This window comes from Flagellimonas yonaguniensis, assembly GCF_029193885.1.
GTDB lineage: Bacteria > Bacteroidota > Bacteroidia > Flavobacteriales > Flavobacteriaceae > Flagellimonas > Flagellimonas yonaguniensis.
The window spans coordinates 81,724-101,559 of sequence record NZ_JARFVB010000003.1 but is presented as its reverse complement, the minus strand read 5'-3'; the positions used below and the strand labels follow the sequence as shown (position 1 = coordinate 101,559).

Here is a 19,836-nt window from a genome sequence, read left to right as displayed (position 1 = left end):
TTTTAAGCTTAGCTTTCTTCCAAATCCTCCCAATACTCATAGGCGCGACGCAAGTGGGGGATTACTATGGTTCCTCCCACTAAAGTGGCTATGCCAAGGGTCTCCATTACCTCTTCTTTATTGGCGCCTGCTTTCTTGCAACTTTCCAGATGGTATTTTACACAGTCATCGCAGCGTAGCACCGCAGAGGCTACCAATCCCAACAATTCCTTGGTCTTGACATCCAGGGCGCCTTCCATGAAAGCATTGGTGTCCAGATTGAATATGCGTTTGATCAGCTTGTTGTTCTCAGCAAGCAGCTTATCGTTCATCTTGGCACGATAGGCATTGAACTCTTCTACTTTATTAGGCATTTTTTCTTGCTTTCTCTTTTCTTTCTTCTTTTCTAACCACCATTCTAGAAATAAAAATACTTACCTGATATAAAATAAGTACGGGTATACAGACAATGATTTGACTGGTTATATCCGGAGGTGTAATGATTGCGGATAGTATCAGAATGATCACCAATGCTATTTTTCTGTATTTCTTCAAGATTTCTGGAGTTACCAACCCGACTTTGGTCAAAAAGAAAATAACAATGGGCAATTCAAACATGATACCGCAGGCGATTACGGAAGCCCTTACGGTTCCGATATAGGAAGCTAGGTCGATTTCATTCAATACTTCCTTACTTACTTGGTACGATCCCAAAAAGTTGATGGATAATGGGGCAACGATGTAATATCCGAAAAGTACACCAAGGAAGAACAAGCCCGAGGCTGTAATGATGAACCCTTTGGAATGTTTTCTTTCGTTTTCATAAAGCCCTGGACTGATGAACTTCCACAATTCCCACAAAATATAGGGGAACCCAAGAATGACACCTGCCCAAATGGAGGTCCAGATATGTGCGGAAAACTGTCCTGCCATCAATCTGCTCTGAATGGTAAACGGGATTGTATCACCACAAAATTCGGAATCCACCCCGAAGAACTTCCCAATGTTGCAAAAGAACTGATAAGTAGGGAAGTCCATGTTCTTGGGACCGAACAATATCGTATCAAAAATAAAGCCCCTGAATACAAAGGCCATACAGGCAATGATCACAACTGCCAACGTGGAGCGTACCAAATGCCAACGTAATTCTTCCAAATGGTCCAAAAAGGACATTTCATCTGGATTTTTTTTCTCTTTTTTAGCCATTATAGGATTCCCTCGTTTATAAGGTTATGGATGTGGACCACGCCCGCGTAGGTATCGCCATCAAATGCCAATAACTGGGATATGCTCTTTTCCTGCAACAGCTTTAGTGCCTTTACGGCCAACGTGTCCACATCTATTGTCTTGGGGTTGGAGGTCATAATGTCCTTTGCGGTAAGTCCACTGATATTATCGTATTTGCTCAACATTCTTCGCACATCGCCGTCGGTTACAATACCCACAACTTTGTCTTTGTCCAGTACAGCGGTAACGCCCAGCATTTTCTCGGATATCTCAATGATCACGTCCTTTACCTTGGCATTGATATCCACTTGCGGCTTTTGATTGTTCACCACAATGTCGGCGACACGCAAATATAGTTTCTTTCCCAAAGCGCCACCGGGGTGGTACTTGGCAAAATCCGAACTGCTGAATCCCTTTAGTTCCAAAAGGCAAATGGCAAGTGCATCGCCCATGGACATTTGTGCCGATGTACTGGTGGTAGGTGCCAAATTATTGGGGCATGCTTCTTTTTCCACGTAGGTGTTCAGAACAAAATCGGCCTGCTTGGCCAATACGGAGTCCATGTTCCCAGTGATACCGATAAGCTTGTGGTTGCCCACTTTGATCAATGGAAGCAAAGCTTTGATCTCTGGGGTGTTCCCGCTCTGTGATAAACAGATGACCACATCGCTTTGTTGAATGGTGCCCAAGTCGCCATGAATGGCATCACCAGCATGCATAAATATGGCCGGCGTCCCCGTTGAGTTCAATGTTGCCACAATTTTGGAGGCCACTATGGCACTCTTTCCGACACCGGAAACAATGACTCTTCCGTCGGATTCTAAAATGTGTTGCACTGCATGTGCAAATTGGTTGTCCAAAAGACCGATCAAATTCGCTACGGCCTTGCTCTCGATCTCGAGGGTCCGTTTTGCTATGTTTAAAATTGACTTAATGTCGCTCAAAGTATTATAAGTAATAAACTGATTAACTGATTGTATTCCTAAAAGAATGTCTTATATTTAAGATTACAAAACTAATCAAACTATCTTTTACAGACTATTATGGAAGTGAGAATAGATTCTTCTGTAATTGATTGGTTAAAATAAAAGCTTCAACTGCCTTTTAGGCTGCTTGTTATTAATTGAAAAATGCGGAAATGAGCCTAACGAACACTGATTTGCATTCCTCGCTCAAAAAATATTTTGGTTTCTCAAAGTTCAAAGGGTTACAGGAAGGTGTGATCCAGAATATACTCAACGACAACGATACCTTTGTGATCATGCCGACGGGCGGGGGGAAATCCCTTTGCTATCAATTGCCCGCCCTTATGAAAGAAGGAACTGCGATTGTTGTTTCCCCACTGATAGCCCTAATGAAGAATCAAGTGGATGCCATTCGTGGCATTTCTGAACAGCATGGTATTGCCCATGTCTTGAACTCTTCCTTGACCAAAACAGAGGTAAAACAGGTAAAAGAGGATATTACCAATGGTGTCACCAAGTTACTTTACGTAGCTCCGGAATCCCTGACCAAGGAAGAAAACGTTGATTTTCTAAAAGGTATCAAGCTTTCCTTTGTAGCGGTGGATGAGGCACACTGTATTTCGGAATGGGGACACGATTTCAGGCCCGAGTATAGAAATCTTCGTGGCATCATCAACAGATTAGGGGAGAATATTCCGATTATAGGGCTCACGGCAACCGCTACGCCCAAGGTGCAGGAGGATATCATTAAAAATTTGGGGATGACGGATGCCAAGGTTTTCAAGGCGTCCTTTAACAGGCCCAATCTATTTTACGAGGTACGTCCCAAGACCAAGGATGTTGATGCGGACATCATCCGTTTTGTAAAACAAAATCAAGGAAAATCCGGAATCATATATTGTTTGAGCAGAAAAAGGGTCGAAGAACTGGCCCAAGTACTTCAAGTTAACGGAGTAAGTGCCGTTCCCTATCATGCTGGCTTCGATGCGAAGACCCGTTCCAAGTATCAGGATATGTTTCTGATGGAAGAGGTGGATGTGGTTGTGGCCACCATTGCCTTTGGTATGGGAATCGATAAACCCGATGTTCGTTTTGTGATCCATCACGATATTCCGAAAAGTATCGAAAGTTACTATCAGGAAACTGGACGAGCCGGTCGTGATGGGGGCGAAGGGCATTGTTTGGCCTACTACGCCTACAAAGATGTGGAAAAGCTGGAGAAGTTCATGTCTGGGAAACCCGTGGCCGAGCAAGAGATTGGGAATGCACTGTTGCAGGAAATAGTGGCCTATGCCGAGACATCCATTTCCCGTAGAAAATTCATATTGCACTATTTCGGGGAAGATTTTGATGATAAAAACGGCGAAGGGGCCGATATGGACGATAATTCCAGAAACCCTAAACCTAAGGAAGAGGCCAAGGAAGATGTGGTCAAGCTTTTGAGTGTGGTGCGGGATACCATGGAAAAATTCAAAACCAAGGAAATTGTCAGGGTTTTGGTGGGTAAGACCAATGCCATGATATCTTCCCATAAAACTGATGAAAAACCCTTTTTTGGGATAGGTAAGGACAAGGATAAGGAATTTTGGATGGCATTGACGCGACAGGTTTTGGTTGCTGGCCTCCTCAAAAAGGAAATCGAACGCTACGGAATCCTCCATCTGACCGAAGAGGGAAGAAAATACCTCGAAAACCCAGAGTCCTTTATGATGACCAAGGATCATGTCTACTCCAAAGATGATTCGGGAAATATTGTGGTCGCAGAGAAATCCAATGGAGCTGTAGCGGACGAAAACTTATTGAAATTGCTGAGTGACCTCAGAAGAAAAGAGGCTCAAAAGCGAGAGGTGCCACCTTTTGTGGTTTTCCAAGACCCATCATTGGAGGATATGTCCCTAAAATACCCTGTGACCATGCAGGAACTTCTCAATATTCAAGGTGTTGGAGAGGGCAAGGCCAAAAAATATGGAAAAGCCTTTGTGGATTTGATTTCCAAATACGTGGAAGAAAACGATATTACAAGGCCGGATGACCTTGTGGTAAAAAGTACAGGGGCCAATTCAGGCTTAAAGTTGTATGTGATTCAAAGTGTGGACAGGAAATTGGCATTGGATGATATTGCTTCCGCCAAAGGGTTGGAGTTGCCAGAGCTAATCAAGGAGATGGAGCAAATCGTGTTCAGTGGAACCAAGCTGAACATTGGCTATTGGATTGATGAAATCTTGGATGAGGATCAACAAGAGGAAATCCACGATTATTTCTTGGAGGCCGAAACCGATTCCATCTCTGCAGCCGTAGAAGAATTCGAAGGCGACTACGAGGATGAAGAACTTCGTTTGTACCGCCTTAAATTTATAAGTGAAGTGGCGAATTAAAATTCGCCACCCAATTCTCCTGTTGTGATCATGGCTACTATAAATCCAAAATAAAGGATAAAGAGCACCAAATAGACCAATGATAAGGCCAATCCAATGTAGGATAATATTTTACCTGTTTTCACATTGCTGAAATCGGTATAACTTTCTGGGCTTGTTTGGTACAATTGTGTGGTGGTCTTAGCTTTTACCAATCCGATAATACTAAAAATGGCACCAAAAGGACCGCAGCATATCAAAGTGCCGACAATGGAGAGAATCCCCATTGTCAACACGGTGCTTGCCCCAGGTAAGGGTTGTTGGCTCATAAGATTTTCTTATTGATATTGTTCAAGAATTTCTTGCATTTTCTGCGGATCTTGAAGGGTGTCCCATCCAAAGTAAGAAATGGCCCAAATCATATATGCAAGAGCTAAGATATTCAGTACAAGTCCAATGATGGCAAGTATTCTACCTGTTTTCACAGTTTGGACACCTTCGTACATTTCTGGATTTTCAGCATACAGTTTCAATGCTTTGTTGGCCAAGATTAAAGCAATGATTCCGAAAATAAGCCCGATGACACCGTAGCAGCAACACGTTACAATCGAAATGATGCCGAATACCATTATCAGGGTAGCGTTTGGAAGTTTTTGTTGTTCCATAATTTTAAGTTTTTAATTAAAAAGGTTGTTCATTTTTAGGATGTAACTTATTATGATGGTACCAGCAGTCATTACTACAAGAGCCATTTTTATTTTCTGGGAATATTTGATTGTTGTAAAGCTACTTGTTACCAAAAACGCAAGGAGCATTAATATGGGATAAATAGCTGGATACATTTGAAAAGCAGCAACAAACTCACCGTGCAACAACAAATCCACAGAGCGCTGTAAGCCACATCCTGGGCAGTCTATTCCCAGAAGTTGCTTGTTGAGGCACGGAAGCATATAATCTTCTAAATTAATTGCAGATATGGTCAGTGTTGGGTGCATCATAGTCTGTACGAGCCCGAAAATACTATTATTTTTGTATTCGGGTTTAATATTTACATCATTTTTACCTTAGAAATCGATTATGGGCAAATTTTCAGTAGGGGATAGGGCAGAAGTATTGGACGAAGCCATTTCGGGCATTGTACAAAAAGTGGACGGGGATGGGATAACCCTGATTACTGATGATGGCTTCCCGATGCATTTTTCTGCTGATGATCTTGTCAAAATAGAGGGGGATATTTCTGTTAGCAATTACGAAGTGTCCCAAATCAAAAAAGAAAAGGAAATCCCTAAAAAAAGAAAGGCACCGACCATAAAACCCAAAGAAAGAAGTGCCCCAAAAATGGAAGTGGATCTGCATATACACCAACTAGTGAAATCCAGTAAGGGCATGAGCAATTTTGATATGCTCAACATTCAATTGGATACGGCAAAGAGGCAATTGGATTTTGCTATACGAAAACGCATCCAAAAAGTGGTGTTCATCCACGGAGTGGGCGAAGGTGTCCTGAAAGAAGAACTACGCTACCTGTTCAATCGGTATGATAATGTGAAATTCTATGATGCCGATTACCAAAAGTATGGATTGGGAGCTACTGAAGTCTATATTTATCAGAATGGTTAGTTGGGGACGTCGGTGGTTACTTCACCAAACTCGCTTATGGCCAAGTTGGTAATACGCTCTCCATTTCCGGTAACAAATGAAATCCCGCTAAGGCTAATGCTGTGTGCAAAAAGGGTACTATCGCTTTCAGCGAGCATGGTCTCAATGATTACCAATCCGTCTTCCGCTACGACTTCTTGGATTACGGTTGGGTCCACCACGGGAATATCATCGCAGAAATAATCGTCGTCCACAGCATCGGAGAACACCCTGTATGTGATTTGGGATTGATTGGGAACCGTACTTTCCGTGATTATGGTATCCCCGACAACGCCATTGTTCAAGGCACCGTTTTGCAATTCTAAAATCAGGGCTTCGCTTTCATTTATTTTGAACATCAGATTTTTTGCGTTTCTCACGGGATTGGAGCAATACTGAAGGGAAACACTGTCAAAGTCGATGGTCTCTATCTGCAGGTCGCCATCACTGCAAGAAAAGATGGTGCCCAAAACAAAAACTGAAAGGATAATTTTTCTCATGTGCCAAATTTAAAGCAAATCCATTTTAATACCCTAATCCTTAGAGATAGTTTAAAAGAAATTAACTTTATTTCACGTACTTTTGCACCTGTTAAAAAGTGACCCAAAAATGCAAAAAGTCTATCTGGACAACGCTGCAACTACGCAGGTAAGACAAGAAGTGATTGAACGAATGCAACAAGCTTTGGCAGAGCATTACGGTAACCCATCTTCCACCCATAGTTTTGGAAGGTCGGCCAAGACCGCCGTGGAACAAGCAAGGAAAACCATCGCCAAAACTTTGAATGCACAACCTTCCGAAATCATCTTTACTTCTGGTGGAACTGAGGCTGATAACATGATTTTACGTTGTGCTGTGAGGGATTTGGGAATTGAGGCCATTATCACATCCAAAATTGAGCATCACGCTGTATTGCATACCGTTGAGGAGCTTGAGAAAGAGTACAATATCAATCTTTGGTATGTGAATTTGGACGAACAAGGTAATCCTGATCTTAAACATTTGGAGGAATTGCTCAAGAAGGACGATTCCAAAAAGTTGGTAAGCCTGATGCACGTGAACAACGAGATTGGGAACATTACCGATATTGCTGCGGTTGGGGAGTTTTGCAAAGCAAATGGCGCACTTTTCCATTCCGATACAGTCCAATCCATAGGACACTATCCTTGGGACGTGCAAGCCGTAAATGTTGATTTCATGACAGCGGCCGCCCATAAATTTCACGGCCCTAAAGGAATCGGGTTTGCTTTCATTCGCAAAAATTCCGGATTAAAGCCATTGATTGTCGGTGGTGCACAAGAAAGAGGCTTTAGGGCGGGTACCGAACCTTTCCATAACATTGTTGGGTTAGAGGAAGCTTTTGTAAGGGCCTATGAGCATTTGGATGAAGAGACAAAAGCTGTCAAGGAGCTTAAAGAGTATTTTGTGGATAGGGTCCTGGAGGAAATTCCAGGGGCGGAATGCAATGGGCTTTCGGGTAATTTGGAGAAGAGCACCTATACCTTGGCCAATATTCGTTTACCTTTTGACAAACAGAAAGGCTTGATGCTGTTGTTCCATTTGGACATGAAGGGAATTGCCTGTTCCAAAGGAAGTGCTTGTCAATCAGGGAGCAACCAAGGATCGCATGTGCTCAACGAGATTTTGACAGGAGAGGAATTGGAGAAGCCCAGTCTGCGCTTTTCTTTTTCCATGTACAATACCAAGGAAGAGCTGGACTATGCCGTTGAGGTCTTGAAGGAATTTGCGAACAGTTGATTAATTTCTGTTCCTTCTTTTTTCCCTATCATAAGGAAACTTTCTGGATGCGGTCTTCATCATCTTATCGATGAGTTCCGTGGTGTTTTTACCTGTTTTCTTGGAAATTTCGTTCTCGTACTTCCAAAGAAGTTTTCCGGTATCGCCATCGCTTATTTTTACACCGATTCGGCCATAGTTGGCATTGCCACTAAAATAATCCAGAATACTGAAATCAGTGGGTACCCCTTCGGAAAGTAAAATGTTGAGGTTAAGGTTGCCGCTGATAATCCCATCCACCTCCAGAATTTTGCACAATTCCTGTGTGGTGTAGGTGTCAATATTATCGTAGTTGATATTGTTTTGCGTTAAAATAGCGTTGGTGTTCATGATGTTCTGGAAATCCACGTTGAACTTTTTTCGCTTTTTCCGTCTGGAAAAATAGGTTTCCAATGCATTCTGAACTGCGTAACCTTCCTTTTTCGCCAAAACACTCAGGTCATCGTGGTCCACGGATTTTTTCAGTTCCAAATGTGCGATAAAGGGTATGATTGCCAATATTTCGTGGTGCTCGGTATACTCATCAAACCTTATGCTCTCATAAATGTTCTTTTGGGCCATTACTAGGGCAGAGGTGAGAAGAACAAAAACAAAGACGATTTTTTTCATTAATCAAATTTTAATTCAACACTTATGGTCTATGGCTAAGGTTGTTTTGGAATGATTGATTCTTAGGATTATACAAAAAACAGGCCGTATATTGGCCAGGCTGGTTTTCCGTGTGCAAAAGTAATGCTATTTCCTGAAAAAAGTGCTTGTATAGGTGGTGGAGTTGCCCACATTGTCCGTAACCGTAACTTTAAGTTCACATTCTGTTTCATCGGTCACGTTGTCATCAAAATCATAGGTTATCGTATTGGTCTTTGGTTCGTACTCCATCAAAATCCATTTTCCGTTCAAGGTGGCGGAATAGGAATCAATACCGCTCAAGTCGTCCGAAATGGAAAGACTGAGGTAGTTGTAATTGCTCAACCATTGCTTTTCCTTAAAGTTCTTTGGTCCTATCTGGGGTGCCACGCTGTCCTTTACCAAGGTGTATGTGCCCAATGTGCGGGTTCGGGTGGTAAAGGAGCCGTCCCGTTTGTAGGTTTTGGAGTAGGAAGGCCGCATTTTGCTGTCCAAGTGGGCTATGAACAATTGTTTTCTGTCTTCCGCCGAGTATTTTGAAGGGTCAAAGCTAATGGTGAAATTTCGATGGGCGGCTATGCTATTATTGTGTATCGTGATGGTGTCGTTCCCTTTTTCCAGATTGATGAAAAAATCTTCATAAAAGGTGCTGGCGGGAAAATACACTTTGGCAGCCCCCAAGTCAAAATTGTTGGGTTTAGTGGCAACGACAAAATTTTCGGTGGTCATGTCATCCTTGGCGATTTTTTCCTCTTCCCGTTTTCCTTCTATTGGAATAATCAATTTTGTGGTGTTGCCCTCCAAATCCGAAATGAGCAATTCCACGTTGTAGGACATCCCTTCTTCCACTTTTATTTTTCCATCGTTGTAAAGTGATTTGTAAATGCTCAAATGGTTGTACGGTTCTTTAAAGCACTTTTGGATACGTTGTCTGTGGTCGTAAAAATGAGCATAATCAATAAGGGTGTTGATGTATCGGGTTTCTCCAAAGGAGAAAGTCTCAAAATCAAACTCGGAATAAGTTCTGCCGTTCACAGATTGCTTGATGGCGTACACCCCATTTTTGTTGGCTGCCATATCTAAACGGTCAAAAGTGTTGATGCCGAAACCTATGGTTCCAGAAGCGATTACTTTATCTGCCAAAAAAGAACCATCTGATTGTCTGGTGTAATTCAGTTGGATTTTTTTGGCGCTTTGATTGATCAAGGCATTCTCGGATAACGGATATCCATAGAGCCCCAGCAAAGTTGGGTCGGTGGCATCCCGGACCTCGTACCCATAAAGTAGAGGATTCGTGGGTTTACTATTTACACTGTTGCGTATTTCAAAATGAAGGTGGGGTCCTGCCGAACCGCCTGTGTTGCCCGAATAGGCAATGGTATTGCCTTTGTTTACTTTGAGTTCGCCATAATCAGGGAACATTTCCACTTCGTAGGATTGCTTTTGGTACTGAACTTTTTTAACGTATTCCTCTATTTCTGGCCCAAATTTTTGCAGGTGGGCATATACTGAGGTGTATCCGTTGGGATGGGCCACATAAAGTGCCTTGCCATACCCCCAAAGAGAAACCTTGATGCGCGTTACTGTTCCATCGCCTATGGCAAATACGGGCAGTCCTTCCCGTTGTTGTGTTTTGATGTCCATTCCCGAGTGAAAATGGTTGGACCGAAGTTCGCCGAAAGTTCCAGCCAGAACCAAAGGAATATCCAAAGGGGAACGAAAAGCATCTTGGGGATATTTTTTTTGGGCGGATAGTTGGAATGCAATAAAAAATAGGGCCAATAAAAAGTTGCTGCGCATATAAAAATTCAATAATTCCTTACGAAAGTAACCAATGTTTTGTTTTGAGAAAAGGATTTAAGAGAACCGAAAGACTTCAAGCTACGCTTTAAGAATAAATCTTAAAAGTATTGCGAGGTTGTACGAGGTTGGTTAACTTTGTGTAATACGTATTGTTGTTTGCATATATGAGCGAACTTGTTGAGATTGTGGATTCTTTGGAGAACAAGGTGAGCAAACTGCTGCACAAAATGGAGCTGTTGCACCAACTCAATGCCAAGTTAAAACAGGAATTGGAAGTCCAAAAGGAAGAAAACGAAATTCAGCTGAAAGCGCTCAGCGAATGGGAGGAGAAATACGATTCCCTGAAAATGGCAAATACGATGCTGGGTAGTAATACTAGTAAAACAGAAGCTAAGCTCAAGATAAATACATTGATTCGCGAACTTGATGTTTGCATAGCCAAGTTGGCGGATTAACTGGTACCGAGATTATGGACGAGAAGCTCAAAATAAAGCTTTCCATTGCTGATAGGGTATATCCTTTGACGATTGACCCCAAGCAAGAGGAAGGGTTGCGCAAAGCAGCCAAGAACATAGAAAATCTGGCAAAAAAGTTTGAGCAAAACTATGCCGTTCGGGACAAGCAGGATGTATTGGCCATGTGTGCCTTACAATTTGCTTCCAAAATTGAGCAAGGTGGAATAGATCGTTCGGAAAATGCTGAGGCTGCCATGCAGCGACTAAGGGCATTGGACGAATTGGTTCATTCCAAAATTGGGGAATAAGTTCTTTTAAATAAAATATTGTTACTGCCCACATTGGTAATTAATTTTTGACAAACTCAACACTAATATAATTAGAAAGGGTGAGTTTAGGCTGTAAAAGCAGGCCCTACTTGTATAGGGATCCTTGATCAGTCTGTTAGCCCTAAACCTGTATTTTGGAGTTTGTACAAAACTTCTTCCGATGTGGGCTTTTTTTTTAACTAAACACGATCAAACATGGATAATATCATATTAATTGTTGTCGCAGCCGTTGTAGGGCTGGCAATAGGATTCGCAATTGCCAAGATGATGGAGAAGGGAAAGGCATCCAAGACCATTGCCAATGCAAAGAAAGATGCAGCTGATATCATTAAAGAGGCGAAGAAAGAAGGTGAGGGCATCAAAAAGGATAAGATTTTTCAGGCCAAGGAGAAGTTTTTGGAGTTGAAGGCGGAACATGAAAAGGTTATCATCAATAAGGACAAAAAAATTGCCGAGGCAGAAAAGCGCACTAGGGACAAAGAATCCCAAGTGAGCAGCGAACTGGCCAAGAACAAAAAACTGAACGATCAATATCAACAGAAAATAAAGGATGTCGAGTACAAAAGTGAGATACTCGATAAAAAACAGGCCGAGGTCGAGAAGTTGCACAAGAGCCAAGTCCAACAGTTGGAAGTGATTTCAGGACTTTCTGCAGAGGATGCAAAGGCACAATTACTGGAGTCGTTAAAAGAGACCGCCAAGAGCGATGCCATGGCCTATCTTCAAAACACCTTGGAAGAAGCAAAGCTTACCGCACAGCAAGAGGCACGAAAAATCGTGGTCAATACCATCCAACGTATCGGAACTGAGGAAGCAGTGGAAAACTGTGTGTCCGTATTCAATTTGGAGTCAGATGATGTCAAAGGACGAATCATTGGTAGAGAAGGTAGGAACATCCGTGCTTTGGAATCTGCCACGGGAGTTGAGATCATTGTCGATGATACCCCGGAAGCCATAATCCTATCCTGTTTTGATTCCGTGAGAAGGGAAGTCGCCCGATTGTCCCTGCACCGATTGGTGACCGATGGACGTATTCATCCTGCCCGTATTGAAGAGGTAGTGAAAAAGACCGAAAAGCAAATCAATGAAGAAATAGCAGAGATTGGAAAGCGTACCGTAATTGATTTGGGAATCCATGGATTGCACCCAGAGTTGATCAAAGCGGTAGGTAGAATGAAGTATCGTTCCTCTTATGGACAAAACCTGTTGCAACACTCAAGGGAAGTTGCCAAACTTTGCGGCGTAATGGCCGCTGAATTGGGCCTTAACCCTAAATTGGCGAAACGTGCCGGATTGCTTCACGATATTGGTAAGGTGCCCATGGCAGAAGTGGAAGTGGAAACACCACACGCTATTTTGGGAATGCAATGGGCGCAGAAGTATGGTGAAAAAGGCGAGGTTTGTAATGCCATAGGAGCTCACCATGATGAAATAGAGATGACCACTTTGATTTCCCCGATAGTCCAAGTTTGTGATGCCATCAGTGGGGCACGACCTGGAGCAAGAAGACAGGTTTTGGACTCCTACATCCAACGTTTGAAGGATTTGGAGGATATCGCCTTCGGTTTCAATGGCGTGCAGAAAGCCTATGCTATTCAAGCAGGTAGGGAGCTTCGTGTAATTGTGGAAAGCGAAAAGGTCAACGATGATAAGGCTGCCGAACTGTCTTTCGAAATCTCACAAAAGATACAGACCGATATGACCTACCCGGGTCAGGTAAAGGTTACAGTCATCCGTGAGACACGATCGGTAAATGTTGCCAAGTAAACTATTGAACTAGTAATCCGAAGTATTTTGCAAAATCCAATTTATTGGGATGTCCCGATATTGGCTACTGGACCTGTTCGTGGTATTGGTGGTATTTTTTGACATGACTACAAGCCACATGCCATCCCCATAAGTTATTGTGGTAATGGAATACCCCTTATCGGCCCGTTCCTTGATCCAATCAAAGGGATATGCAGTTTCCGTTTTCCACGATTGTGCCCCAAGAGTGGAACCTCTGGTCATGGTCAAGGCCCAAAGTCCATTACCGTAAGTTGCAGAGGTAATCGCATGGTTTTCATTCCAGTTGTCAATAATCCAATCTCTTGGGATGTCCTGGCTGGTCTTCCATTTTTGGTTTTGATACCCTGTGTTTTTGTTCATGGCCAAGTACCAATTTCCATTACCATTTGTCATGGAGGTAATATAGTAACCCTCTTTCCATTTTTCACTGACCCAATCATTCGGGAAGGTGTCCGATTTTTTCCAAGATTGAGGTTGTAGTGCATTTCCTTTGCTCATGAGAACAACAAACTGATTTTTACTTTCATCATAATCAAAAGCTGATATGTTGAGACCTTCGTCCCATTGCTGTTTGATCCATTCGCTAGGGAATTCATGCGATTTTTTGATTTTCTGTTCTGAATAGGGTGCCTTGCTGGTGTTGTCCATCACAGCGGCCCAAACCGACTCCCCGTCCACACCATTGGCAAGTACGGTGACCGCATTGTTTTCTGTGGGATAGGATATTTCGCCTTTGTTCAAATAGACCAGTAATTGGAAAAGTGATTCGTCTTCTTCGAAATAATCATCCAGATAGCCCTTGGTCATTGCTGTGGGATTTAATTCCACCCAGTATAGCATTGGTTTCATGGATTGTGTGAAATCCCCTCCATCAAAAGCATTGTCATCAGCTGTATATGCTTCGTATGAGGTGCCATTTTCCTTTACATGAAAATAAAAATTGTCCGCACTATAACTGGAGTTTGATGGTCCACGGACAATATATGCATCACTACCATCCAAATAATTGTCTGAGGTACCATCCGACTTTGTGAAGTTTTTATAGGTACAGGCATAACTGGCTAGTTTATCTGAGCCATTGGCATAATACTTTACACGCACCAAGGCTTCGCTTTTCTCATAAAAAATAACAAGGGCGGTATACTTTACATCCCCACTTACCCAACTGGTTTCATAATAGCTTTGTGAATATCCAGAAATGGCAGCGCATAAAATCAATAGGGAAACTAAAAAGTGTTTCATGGTGGTTGGTTGGATGGTATCTTAATTCAGTGATTAAAAGTGTCACTAAAATGAAGAAAAAGCAAAAAAATGAGGTGTATGGTCAAAAAAAGATTGTGAACACTTGTATTTGGTCAATTGTGAAATCACTTGTTCTATACTCCAAGCGTTATGAACAAATACCATAGCTGACAATTATCATATTTTTCCAATTGGAATTGGGGTAATTTCATTCTAGTAATTGTCAAACACTGAAGTGATGAAAAATAGTGTGCCCGTTTCTAAAATAATGACCAAAAAGTTGGTTACGCTTACCACTAAAGATGATTTGGTGACCGCTGAGCGGCTCTTTAAAAAACATCGTATTCGGCATATTCCCGTTGTGGAAGGCTCATCTATTGTGGGGATGTTGAGCTATACGGATTTATTGCGAATCAGTTTTGCGGATGCCGTGGACGAGCACGAGGAATATGTGGATACCATTGTTTATAATATGTTTACTATTCCGCAGGTTATGGTCAACGATGTGGTAAGTGTAGCATCCAAAACATCTATTGGGGATGTGGCACGTTTTCTTTCAAAAAGGGAGTTTCATGCATTGCCCGTGGTGGATAACGGCAAATTAGTGGGGATTGTTACCACTACGGATTTAATCAACTATTTACTGGAATGTATCGAACCTTGAAAGGAAAGATGTTAAAGGGTCGTTGGTTATAGCGGCCCTTTAATTTTTACGGTAAGTTGATTTCTATTCCTCTTCGTTGCTCTCGCTTCCTTCCTCCTCGGACTCTTTATTGAGTTTATGCTCAAGAATGTTGAGCTTCTTCATTTTCTCTTTCCAAGTTTGAAGGGCTTCTTTTTGCTTGTCCAATTTATTGATGACCTCTTTCACTAAAGGATTGTCCTCGGAATCATTCGAGAAAAACTGAAGATTGTTCTCCAACTGACGGATTTCCGATTTTACTTCATCGATTTTACGTTTTACAAAAACACGTTCGTTGCCAATGGCGTAGTTATCCTCAGTTTTGGCCAATTCCTGTACCTTGTTGCCGTATTTGAGCAGTTCCGATTGCTGTTTGGCGATTCCCAACTTCTTGAAGAGGGCGTCCACAATTTTATTGAACTTACTGTTGATGTGTTTTTTGTTGTACGGGATACGTCCGTATTTTTTCCATTCGGCCAAGAATGCTTTAAGATCCTCGATATCCTTTTTCTTGTCGCCACTTAATTGGAATTCTTTCAAGCGGTCAAGGCACTCGCTTTTTTTCTTAAAGTTCTCGAATTCTTCTTGGTGGGACTCATTCTTTTCTGCATGTAAACGGTCAAAATAATGGTTACAGGCGTCTTTGAACTCTTTCCATATTTTGTCGGAATACTTTCGGGGCACATGGCCGATTTTTTTCCAGTCCCTTTGTATGCGCTTCATTTGCGGGGTAACCTCGGCCCAGTCATCACTATCCTTTAAAGAAACGGCCAATTCCAAGAGCTCTTTTTTCTTTTCAAGGTTTTTCTGCTGCTCTTTTTTCTGATTTTTATAGAAAGCGTTCTTTGTCCTGTTGAATTTACGAACGGTGTCCTTAAAATGGCTCCAAGTCTCCTCGTTTACCTTTTGGGGCACTCTTCCCGCTTTGAAGAATGATTCCCTAAGGGCTTCCACTTCTTTTATTTGCTGTTGGATGCCTCGGTGGTTATCCGCGACATTCTCCGCTATTTGTGCTATTGAGGCAATGATTTCCTGTTTTTTCTCGAGGTTTTTCTCATAGACTTTTTCCAGTTCTTGGAAATGATCTTGCCTACGTTGGTGCATGGCCTTGGTGGCATTGCTGAATTTGCCCCAAATATCTTCACGGTGCTCCTTGGCCACGGGACCTATGTCCTCTTTCCAGATTTTGTGGAGGGTCTGTAGCTCCCTAAAGGCCTTGTTTAAATCTGGCTCATTGACCAAGGCTTCTGCGCGTTCCACCAATTTTTGTTTTTCTTCAAGATTGTGCTTAAAGTCAAGATCGCGCAATTCGCGGTTTAGGTGGAGAAAATCGTAAAAGATTTCCATGTGATGATGGTAAGTGCGCCATACATCGTTGTAATTGGCACGCGGGATTGGTCCGGCATTTTTCCATCGGTTCTGCAGGTCCTTAAAGTTGTTGTAGGTGGTGTTGATGTCCTCTTCGATATCTATAAGGCCTTTCAGTTCCTCAATTATGTTCAACCTTTTTTGAAGATTGTCTTTTAAGGACTGGTCCAATTTTTTGTAGTATTGGTCCCTTTTTTCGCGGTAATCGGAGTAGACCTCGTTAAACTGCCTTTTGGCCACTGAATTGTACCTGAAATCTATCTCGTTGCCACCCTTGGAGATAAATTCTTCTTTCTTTTCATCCAGAAAATCATGGAACTTTTGGTCGAATTCATATTTAATTGAGCTCACATGCTTGTTGATGGCCTGTACTTTTTCGTTTTTGACCAATCGCTGCAATTCCCCAACTAAGTTTTCCATGGACATGGAATGATAATCCAACATGGGGATGGTATGACGCTTTTCGTTGTCGGTATCCTCTGCATCCTCTGCGTTGGATTCATCTATCTCGTCTATATGTTCGTTGGAGTCGTCTTTCTTTTCAGGATTTTCTTCATCTTTCTTGGCTTCGGAAGCTACATCCTTTTCAAGCTCTTTTTCCTCTTCATTTTCAGATGTCACGATTTTGGACTCTTTTGGTTCGGTTGGGGTACCTTCTTCCAAATGTCCTTTTGTGTTTTCCGATATTTCCTCTGTACCACCTTCAGCTTGCTGAAGTTTACGATCATTTTCCTGCATTCGTAGCTTTTTTACCTATTGATTGATGAAAATTATAGCCAATTTAACAACTTAATTGTCTAATAGCAAAAGTATTGTTTCTTCTTTTTGGTAAAGAATATAGTTGTGTGGATTGGTGTAAACCCTATATCGATTGTCTCTTATTTCGGGTTGTTCCAAATTTCCCAAGCCTTTTCGGCTTGCTGTTCCAACATTTTCAATCCATTGCTGATGGTTGCCCCATTGGCCTCTCCCAAAGCTAAAAAGCTGGTTTTTGAAGGGTTGTATATGAGGTCGTACAATACATGTTCGGGGCCAATATGCTGGTAGGGGAGTTGAGGTTTGTCATCGATATTGGGATAGGTTCCCAAAGGGGTGCAGTTAATGATCAAGGTGTTTTCTTCTATGATATTTTGATCTAGTTCCCCGTAGGTATATTGTCCCTCTTTTTTGCTACGGGAAACGAAAGTATTGGCAATCCCCAGCTCATTCAGTACAAAGTGAACTGCTTTGGATGCACCACCTGTTCCCAAGATCAATGCATTTTTATGATGTGGTCTTAAAAAAGGTTCGAGTGATTTTTGAAACCCATAAGCATCCGTATTGAAGCCTTTTAAACCTTTTTCTGAAAACTGAATAGTGTTTACGGCTCCAATCTTTGCTGCTTTTTCATCCAATTCATCCAAAAAGGGTATAACATCCTGCTTGTAGGGAATGGTAACGTTCAGCCCTTTGAGGTTATCTTGGGCGAGCACACTTTTGAACTCATCTATTTTTTGAATGTCGAAATTCTCGTAGCTATGGTCCTTTAGGCCTAAATCCTTGAATTTTTGGGTAAAATACCCTTGTGAAAAAGAATAAGAGATGTTTTTACCGAGTAGTCCGAACCTTTTCATTTTTCTTTCTGTTGTTGCCATACCAATCCAAAATCAATAATACCAAAATCCCCATTAAAATAAAAAGTATGGCCCACCAAGTTTCTGCCTCTGCCATATATGGTAAGTGGCGTTTGTAATTGAGAATGATTTTATCCCCATTGGAATCCAATAAGGGGTTCCCGGCTCCGTCCAGCTTGAAAATGGTTCTTTTCCAAGGCCAAAGTACGCCCAAAGACCCTGTGATGAACCCTAACAATACCGCTGTTGTTGTGGCTTTGAAGTGCTTTAAAACATAACTCAACAAATGTGAAAAAGTGACCAGGCCCGTTACTGAGCCTACGGTGAACACACCCAGAATTTTAAGGATTTGCATTCGCTCTTCATTCTTCCAGAAGCTGAAATCCCCAGAGAAAATCTCCGAAAATGTATCATAGAGTGCATTGACAGAGTCTACCAGAAGCAGGACATAATTGCCCAATAATATCAAAATAAATGATCCTGATAGTCCGGGGAGCGTCATTCCGGAAACACTGATGATGCCACAAAAAAAGATGAAGAACAAGTTGTCGTTTTCCTTGGCGGGATTTAAAAAACTGATGGATATTCCTATGATCAACCCTATGATTCCCGCAGGAATGGTGCGTTGGTTCCATGGCGAGAAATCTTTTCCTATGTGGTAAATGGAACCGATGACCATCCCAAAGAAAGTTGCCCAGACCAAAAGTTCGTTGTGATCCAAAAAATAATCCAGAATCCGGGAAACACTAAAGTAGCTGACCAACATCCCGAAAGTCAAAAGAACCAAAAATCTCGCATTGATGTACTGGAAAAAACTTTTGAACCTACCATTAAAGAACAATTTTAACGCCTTGGAGTTCAATTTTTGAAGGGAATAAATGAATTCTTCATAAAAACCGGCGACAAAAGCAACTATACCGCCCGAAACACCGGGAACTTTATTGGCCGCCCCCATGCATAGGCCCTTTATGACCAAGAAGAAATTATCCAGAAATGTTCTAGGTTGCTGCGGCATGGGACCTGATGGTTTTACTTATTTTTTGGAAGCTACTCTTTCCAGGATAAAAATAAGTGAAAAACCTAGGATGGCTAATACTATGGCAAGCATTAATTTACTATCGCCCTCAAAAGCACCGGGAAGTACGTTCATATCATCAACAACCACGGTTTTTTCGCCAAAGGTCTTGGTTTCCAATACTTTTTTCCAAGGCCAGATTTTGTTCAAGGAGCCAAGGATGAACCCTGTTAAAAGGGCCAAAGTGATGTTCTTGTAGTGGTTGAACATCCATTTGAGCAGTCGAGCAAAGCTCAAAAGCCCGAAAATGGCACCTACACCCACGGTTAAAATGATTTTGATGTCCTTTTCGTGAACGGCATCCAAAATAGTCTTGTAGGAGCCCAACAGTACAAGGATGAAAGCCCCAGAAATCCCCGGAAGAATCATGGCGCAAACGGCTAACGCACCAGACAGAAACAAATAGGGTAGGCTATCTGTGTTATCACTTGCTGGCAGTTGAGTGATGAAAAATGCCAAAGCGGCACCAAAAACTAAAACCACAACGGTTCCCAAGCCCCATCTGGTAATCTCTTTTCCTACAAAAAAGATGCTGGCCAATACCAATCCAAAGAAAAAGGACCAAAGCAAAATGGGTTCGTTCTCCAATAACCAGCTTAAAAATTTTGCCAGCGAGAGCACACTGATAAAGATTCCAAGGAAAAGTGCCGTCAAAAAGTTGCCGTTTACTTTGTCCCAAACAGCTTTAATGCCATCTGTTCTCAAAATTTTGATGAGGGAAAGGTCTATATTGTTGATGGAGGTAATGAGTTCTTCATATATGCCAGAGATAAAGGCAATGGTTCCTCCAGATACTCCCGGTACCACATCGGCCGCCCCCATGGCCATACCCTTTAGAGTAATGAATACGTAGTCCAGTATACGACGTGCTTGCATGTTTTGGATAATGTGTTG

21 protein-coding genes and 1 other RNA gene are annotated in these 19,836 nt (G+C 42.1%); 8 read left to right on the top strand and 14 right to left on the bottom strand.

The features are described from left to right. Positions 1-8 precede the first annotated feature (8 nt). Genes PY092_RS06770 through PY092_RS06760 form a run of 3 tightly spaced genes read right to left on the bottom strand, consistent with a single transcriptional unit; the run spans position 9 to position 2,150 of the window. Positions 9-353 (bottom strand): carboxymuconolactone decarboxylase family protein, encoded by a 345-nt coding sequence (locus PY092_RS06770; protein ID WP_275615092.1) that lies wholly within the window; start codon positions 351-353, stop codon positions 9-11. Beyond that, positions 346-1,185 (bottom strand): twin-arginine translocase subunit TatC, encoded by an 840-nt coding sequence (gene tatC, locus PY092_RS06765; protein WP_275615091.1) that lies wholly within the window; start codon positions 1,183-1,185, stop codon positions 346-348. The genes PY092_RS06770 and tatC overlap by 8 nt, the downstream gene beginning before the upstream one ends. Continuing rightward, the gene (locus tag PY092_RS06760; protein WP_275615090.1) at positions 1,185-2,150 is read right to left on the bottom strand and encodes a KpsF/GutQ family sugar-phosphate isomerase; all 966 of its coding nucleotides are present in this window, start codon (positions 2,148-2,150) and stop codon (positions 1,185-1,187) included. Before PY092_RS06760 ends, tatC begins: the two co-directional genes overlap by 1 nt. Positions 2,151-2,344: 194 nt before the next feature. Between PY092_RS06760 and recQ the strand changes: the two genes are divergently transcribed. After that, positions 2,345-4,546: a DNA helicase RecQ gene (gene recQ / locus PY092_RS06755; RefSeq protein ID WP_275615089.1), complete on the top strand. Its 2,202-nt coding sequence runs from the start codon at positions 2,345-2,347 to the stop codon at positions 4,544-4,546. On the opposite strand, the gene PY092_RS06750 is transcribed toward recQ, so the two are convergent. The 3 genes from PY092_RS06750 to PY092_RS06740 are packed head-to-tail and all read right to left on the bottom strand — an operon-like array spanning position 4,543 to position 5,523. Beyond that, on the bottom strand, positions 4,543-4,854 hold the full coding sequence (locus PY092_RS06750) for a CCC motif membrane protein (RefSeq protein ID WP_275615088.1): 312 nt from the start codon (positions 4,852-4,854) through the stop codon (positions 4,543-4,545). The genes recQ and PY092_RS06750 overlap by 4 nt on opposite strands. Before the next feature lie 9 nt (positions 4,855-4,863). Continuing rightward, positions 4,864-5,190, bottom strand: coding sequence for a CCC motif membrane protein (locus PY092_RS06745; RefSeq protein ID WP_275615087.1), 327 nt, complete (start codon positions 5,188-5,190; stop codon positions 4,864-4,866). Between the two features lie 12 nt (positions 5,191-5,202). Further along, a complete protein-coding gene (locus PY092_RS06740; RefSeq protein WP_275615086.1) occupies positions 5,203-5,523 on the bottom strand; it encodes a DUF2752 domain-containing protein in 321 nt (106 codons plus the stop codon). A gap of 79 nt (positions 5,524-5,602) precedes the next feature. Between PY092_RS06740 and PY092_RS06735 the strand changes: the two genes are divergently transcribed. Then, positions 5,603-6,145, top strand: a complete 543-nt coding sequence (locus tag PY092_RS06735; protein WP_275615085.1) for a Smr/MutS family protein — start codon at positions 5,603-5,605, stop codon at positions 6,143-6,145. On the opposite strand, the gene PY092_RS06730 is transcribed toward PY092_RS06735, so the two are convergent. Next, positions 6,142-6,663, bottom strand: a complete 522-nt coding sequence (locus PY092_RS06730; protein ID WP_275615084.1) for a hypothetical protein — start codon at positions 6,661-6,663, stop codon at positions 6,142-6,144. The genes PY092_RS06735 and PY092_RS06730 overlap by 4 nt on opposite strands. Positions 6,664-6,772: 109 nt before the next feature. Here PY092_RS06730 and PY092_RS06725 point away from each other — a divergent pair, with 109 nt between their 5' ends. Beyond that, positions 6,773-7,921, top strand: a complete 1,149-nt coding sequence (locus PY092_RS06725; RefSeq protein WP_275615083.1) for a cysteine desulfurase family protein — start codon at positions 6,773-6,775, stop codon at positions 7,919-7,921. On the opposite strand, the gene PY092_RS06720 is transcribed toward PY092_RS06725, so the two are convergent. Together PY092_RS06720 and PY092_RS06715 are read right to left on the bottom strand one after the other, a co-directional pair. Next, positions 7,922-8,569, bottom strand: coding sequence for a hypothetical protein (locus PY092_RS06720; protein WP_275615082.1), 648 nt, complete (start codon positions 8,567-8,569; stop codon positions 7,922-7,924). Between the two features lie 126 nt (positions 8,570-8,695). Next, positions 8,696-10,387, bottom strand: a complete 1,692-nt coding sequence (locus tag PY092_RS06715; protein WP_275615081.1) for a M23 family metallopeptidase — start codon at positions 10,385-10,387, stop codon at positions 8,696-8,698. Positions 10,388-10,554: 167 nt separating this feature from the next. On the opposite strand from PY092_RS06715, the gene PY092_RS06710 reads away from it, so the two are divergent. The 4 genes from PY092_RS06710 (at position 10,555) to rny (ending at position 12,941) form a co-directional block, all read left to right on the top strand. Beyond that, a complete protein-coding gene (locus tag PY092_RS06710) occupies positions 10,555-10,845 on the top strand; it encodes a hypothetical protein (RefSeq protein ID WP_275615080.1) in 291 nt (96 codons plus the stop codon). A 14-nt stretch (positions 10,846-10,859) separates the two neighbouring features. After that, positions 10,860-11,153: a cell division protein ZapA gene (locus tag PY092_RS06705; RefSeq protein ID WP_275615079.1), complete on the top strand. Its 294-nt coding sequence runs from the start codon at positions 10,860-10,862 to the stop codon at positions 11,151-11,153. A 54-nt stretch (positions 11,154-11,207) separates the two neighbouring features. Beyond that, positions 11,208-11,317, top strand: a non-coding RNA gene (gene ssrS / locus PY092_RS06700) — 6S RNA. Between the two features lie 52 nt (positions 11,318-11,369). Continuing rightward, positions 11,370-12,941, top strand: coding sequence for a ribonuclease Y (gene rny / locus PY092_RS06695; protein ID WP_275615078.1), 1,572 nt, complete (start codon positions 11,370-11,372; stop codon positions 12,939-12,941). Positions 12,942-12,950: 9 nt separating this feature from the next. Here rny and PY092_RS06690 read toward each other — a convergent pair whose 3' ends face one another. Next, a complete protein-coding gene (locus PY092_RS06690) occupies positions 12,951-14,204 on the bottom strand; it encodes a DUF7477 domain-containing protein (protein ID WP_275615077.1) in 1,254 nt (417 codons plus the stop codon). A 238-nt stretch (positions 14,205-14,442) separates the two neighbouring features. Between PY092_RS06690 and PY092_RS06685 the strand changes: the two genes are divergently transcribed. Further along, on the top strand, positions 14,443-14,868 hold the full coding sequence (locus tag PY092_RS06685; protein WP_275615076.1) for a CBS domain-containing protein: 426 nt from the start codon (positions 14,443-14,445) through the stop codon (positions 14,866-14,868). Positions 14,869-14,931: 63 nt separating this feature from the next. On the opposite strand, the gene PY092_RS06680 is transcribed toward PY092_RS06685, so the two are convergent. From PY092_RS06680 to PY092_RS06665, 4 genes are all read right to left on the bottom strand, one after another. After that, on the bottom strand, positions 14,932-16,992 hold the full coding sequence (locus tag PY092_RS06680) for a DUF349 domain-containing protein (RefSeq protein ID WP_275615075.1): 2,061 nt from the start codon (positions 16,990-16,992) through the stop codon (positions 14,932-14,934). 140 nt (positions 16,993-17,132) lie between these two features. After that, positions 17,133-17,867, bottom strand: a complete 735-nt coding sequence (locus PY092_RS06675) for a shikimate dehydrogenase family protein (RefSeq protein WP_275615074.1) — start codon at positions 17,865-17,867, stop codon at positions 17,133-17,135. After that, complete coding sequence (locus PY092_RS06670; RefSeq protein ID WP_275615073.1) at positions 17,842-18,882, bottom strand: DUF368 domain-containing protein; 1,041 nt, start codon at positions 18,880-18,882, stop codon at positions 17,842-17,844. Before PY092_RS06670 ends, PY092_RS06675 begins: the two co-directional genes overlap by 26 nt. 18 nt (positions 18,883-18,900) lie before the next feature. Then, the gene (locus tag PY092_RS06665; protein ID WP_275615072.1) at positions 18,901-19,818 is read right to left on the bottom strand and encodes a polyprenyl-phosphate transporter; all 918 of its coding nucleotides are present in this window, start codon (positions 19,816-19,818) and stop codon (positions 18,901-18,903) included. Between the last annotated feature and the right edge of the window lie 18 nt (positions 19,819-19,836).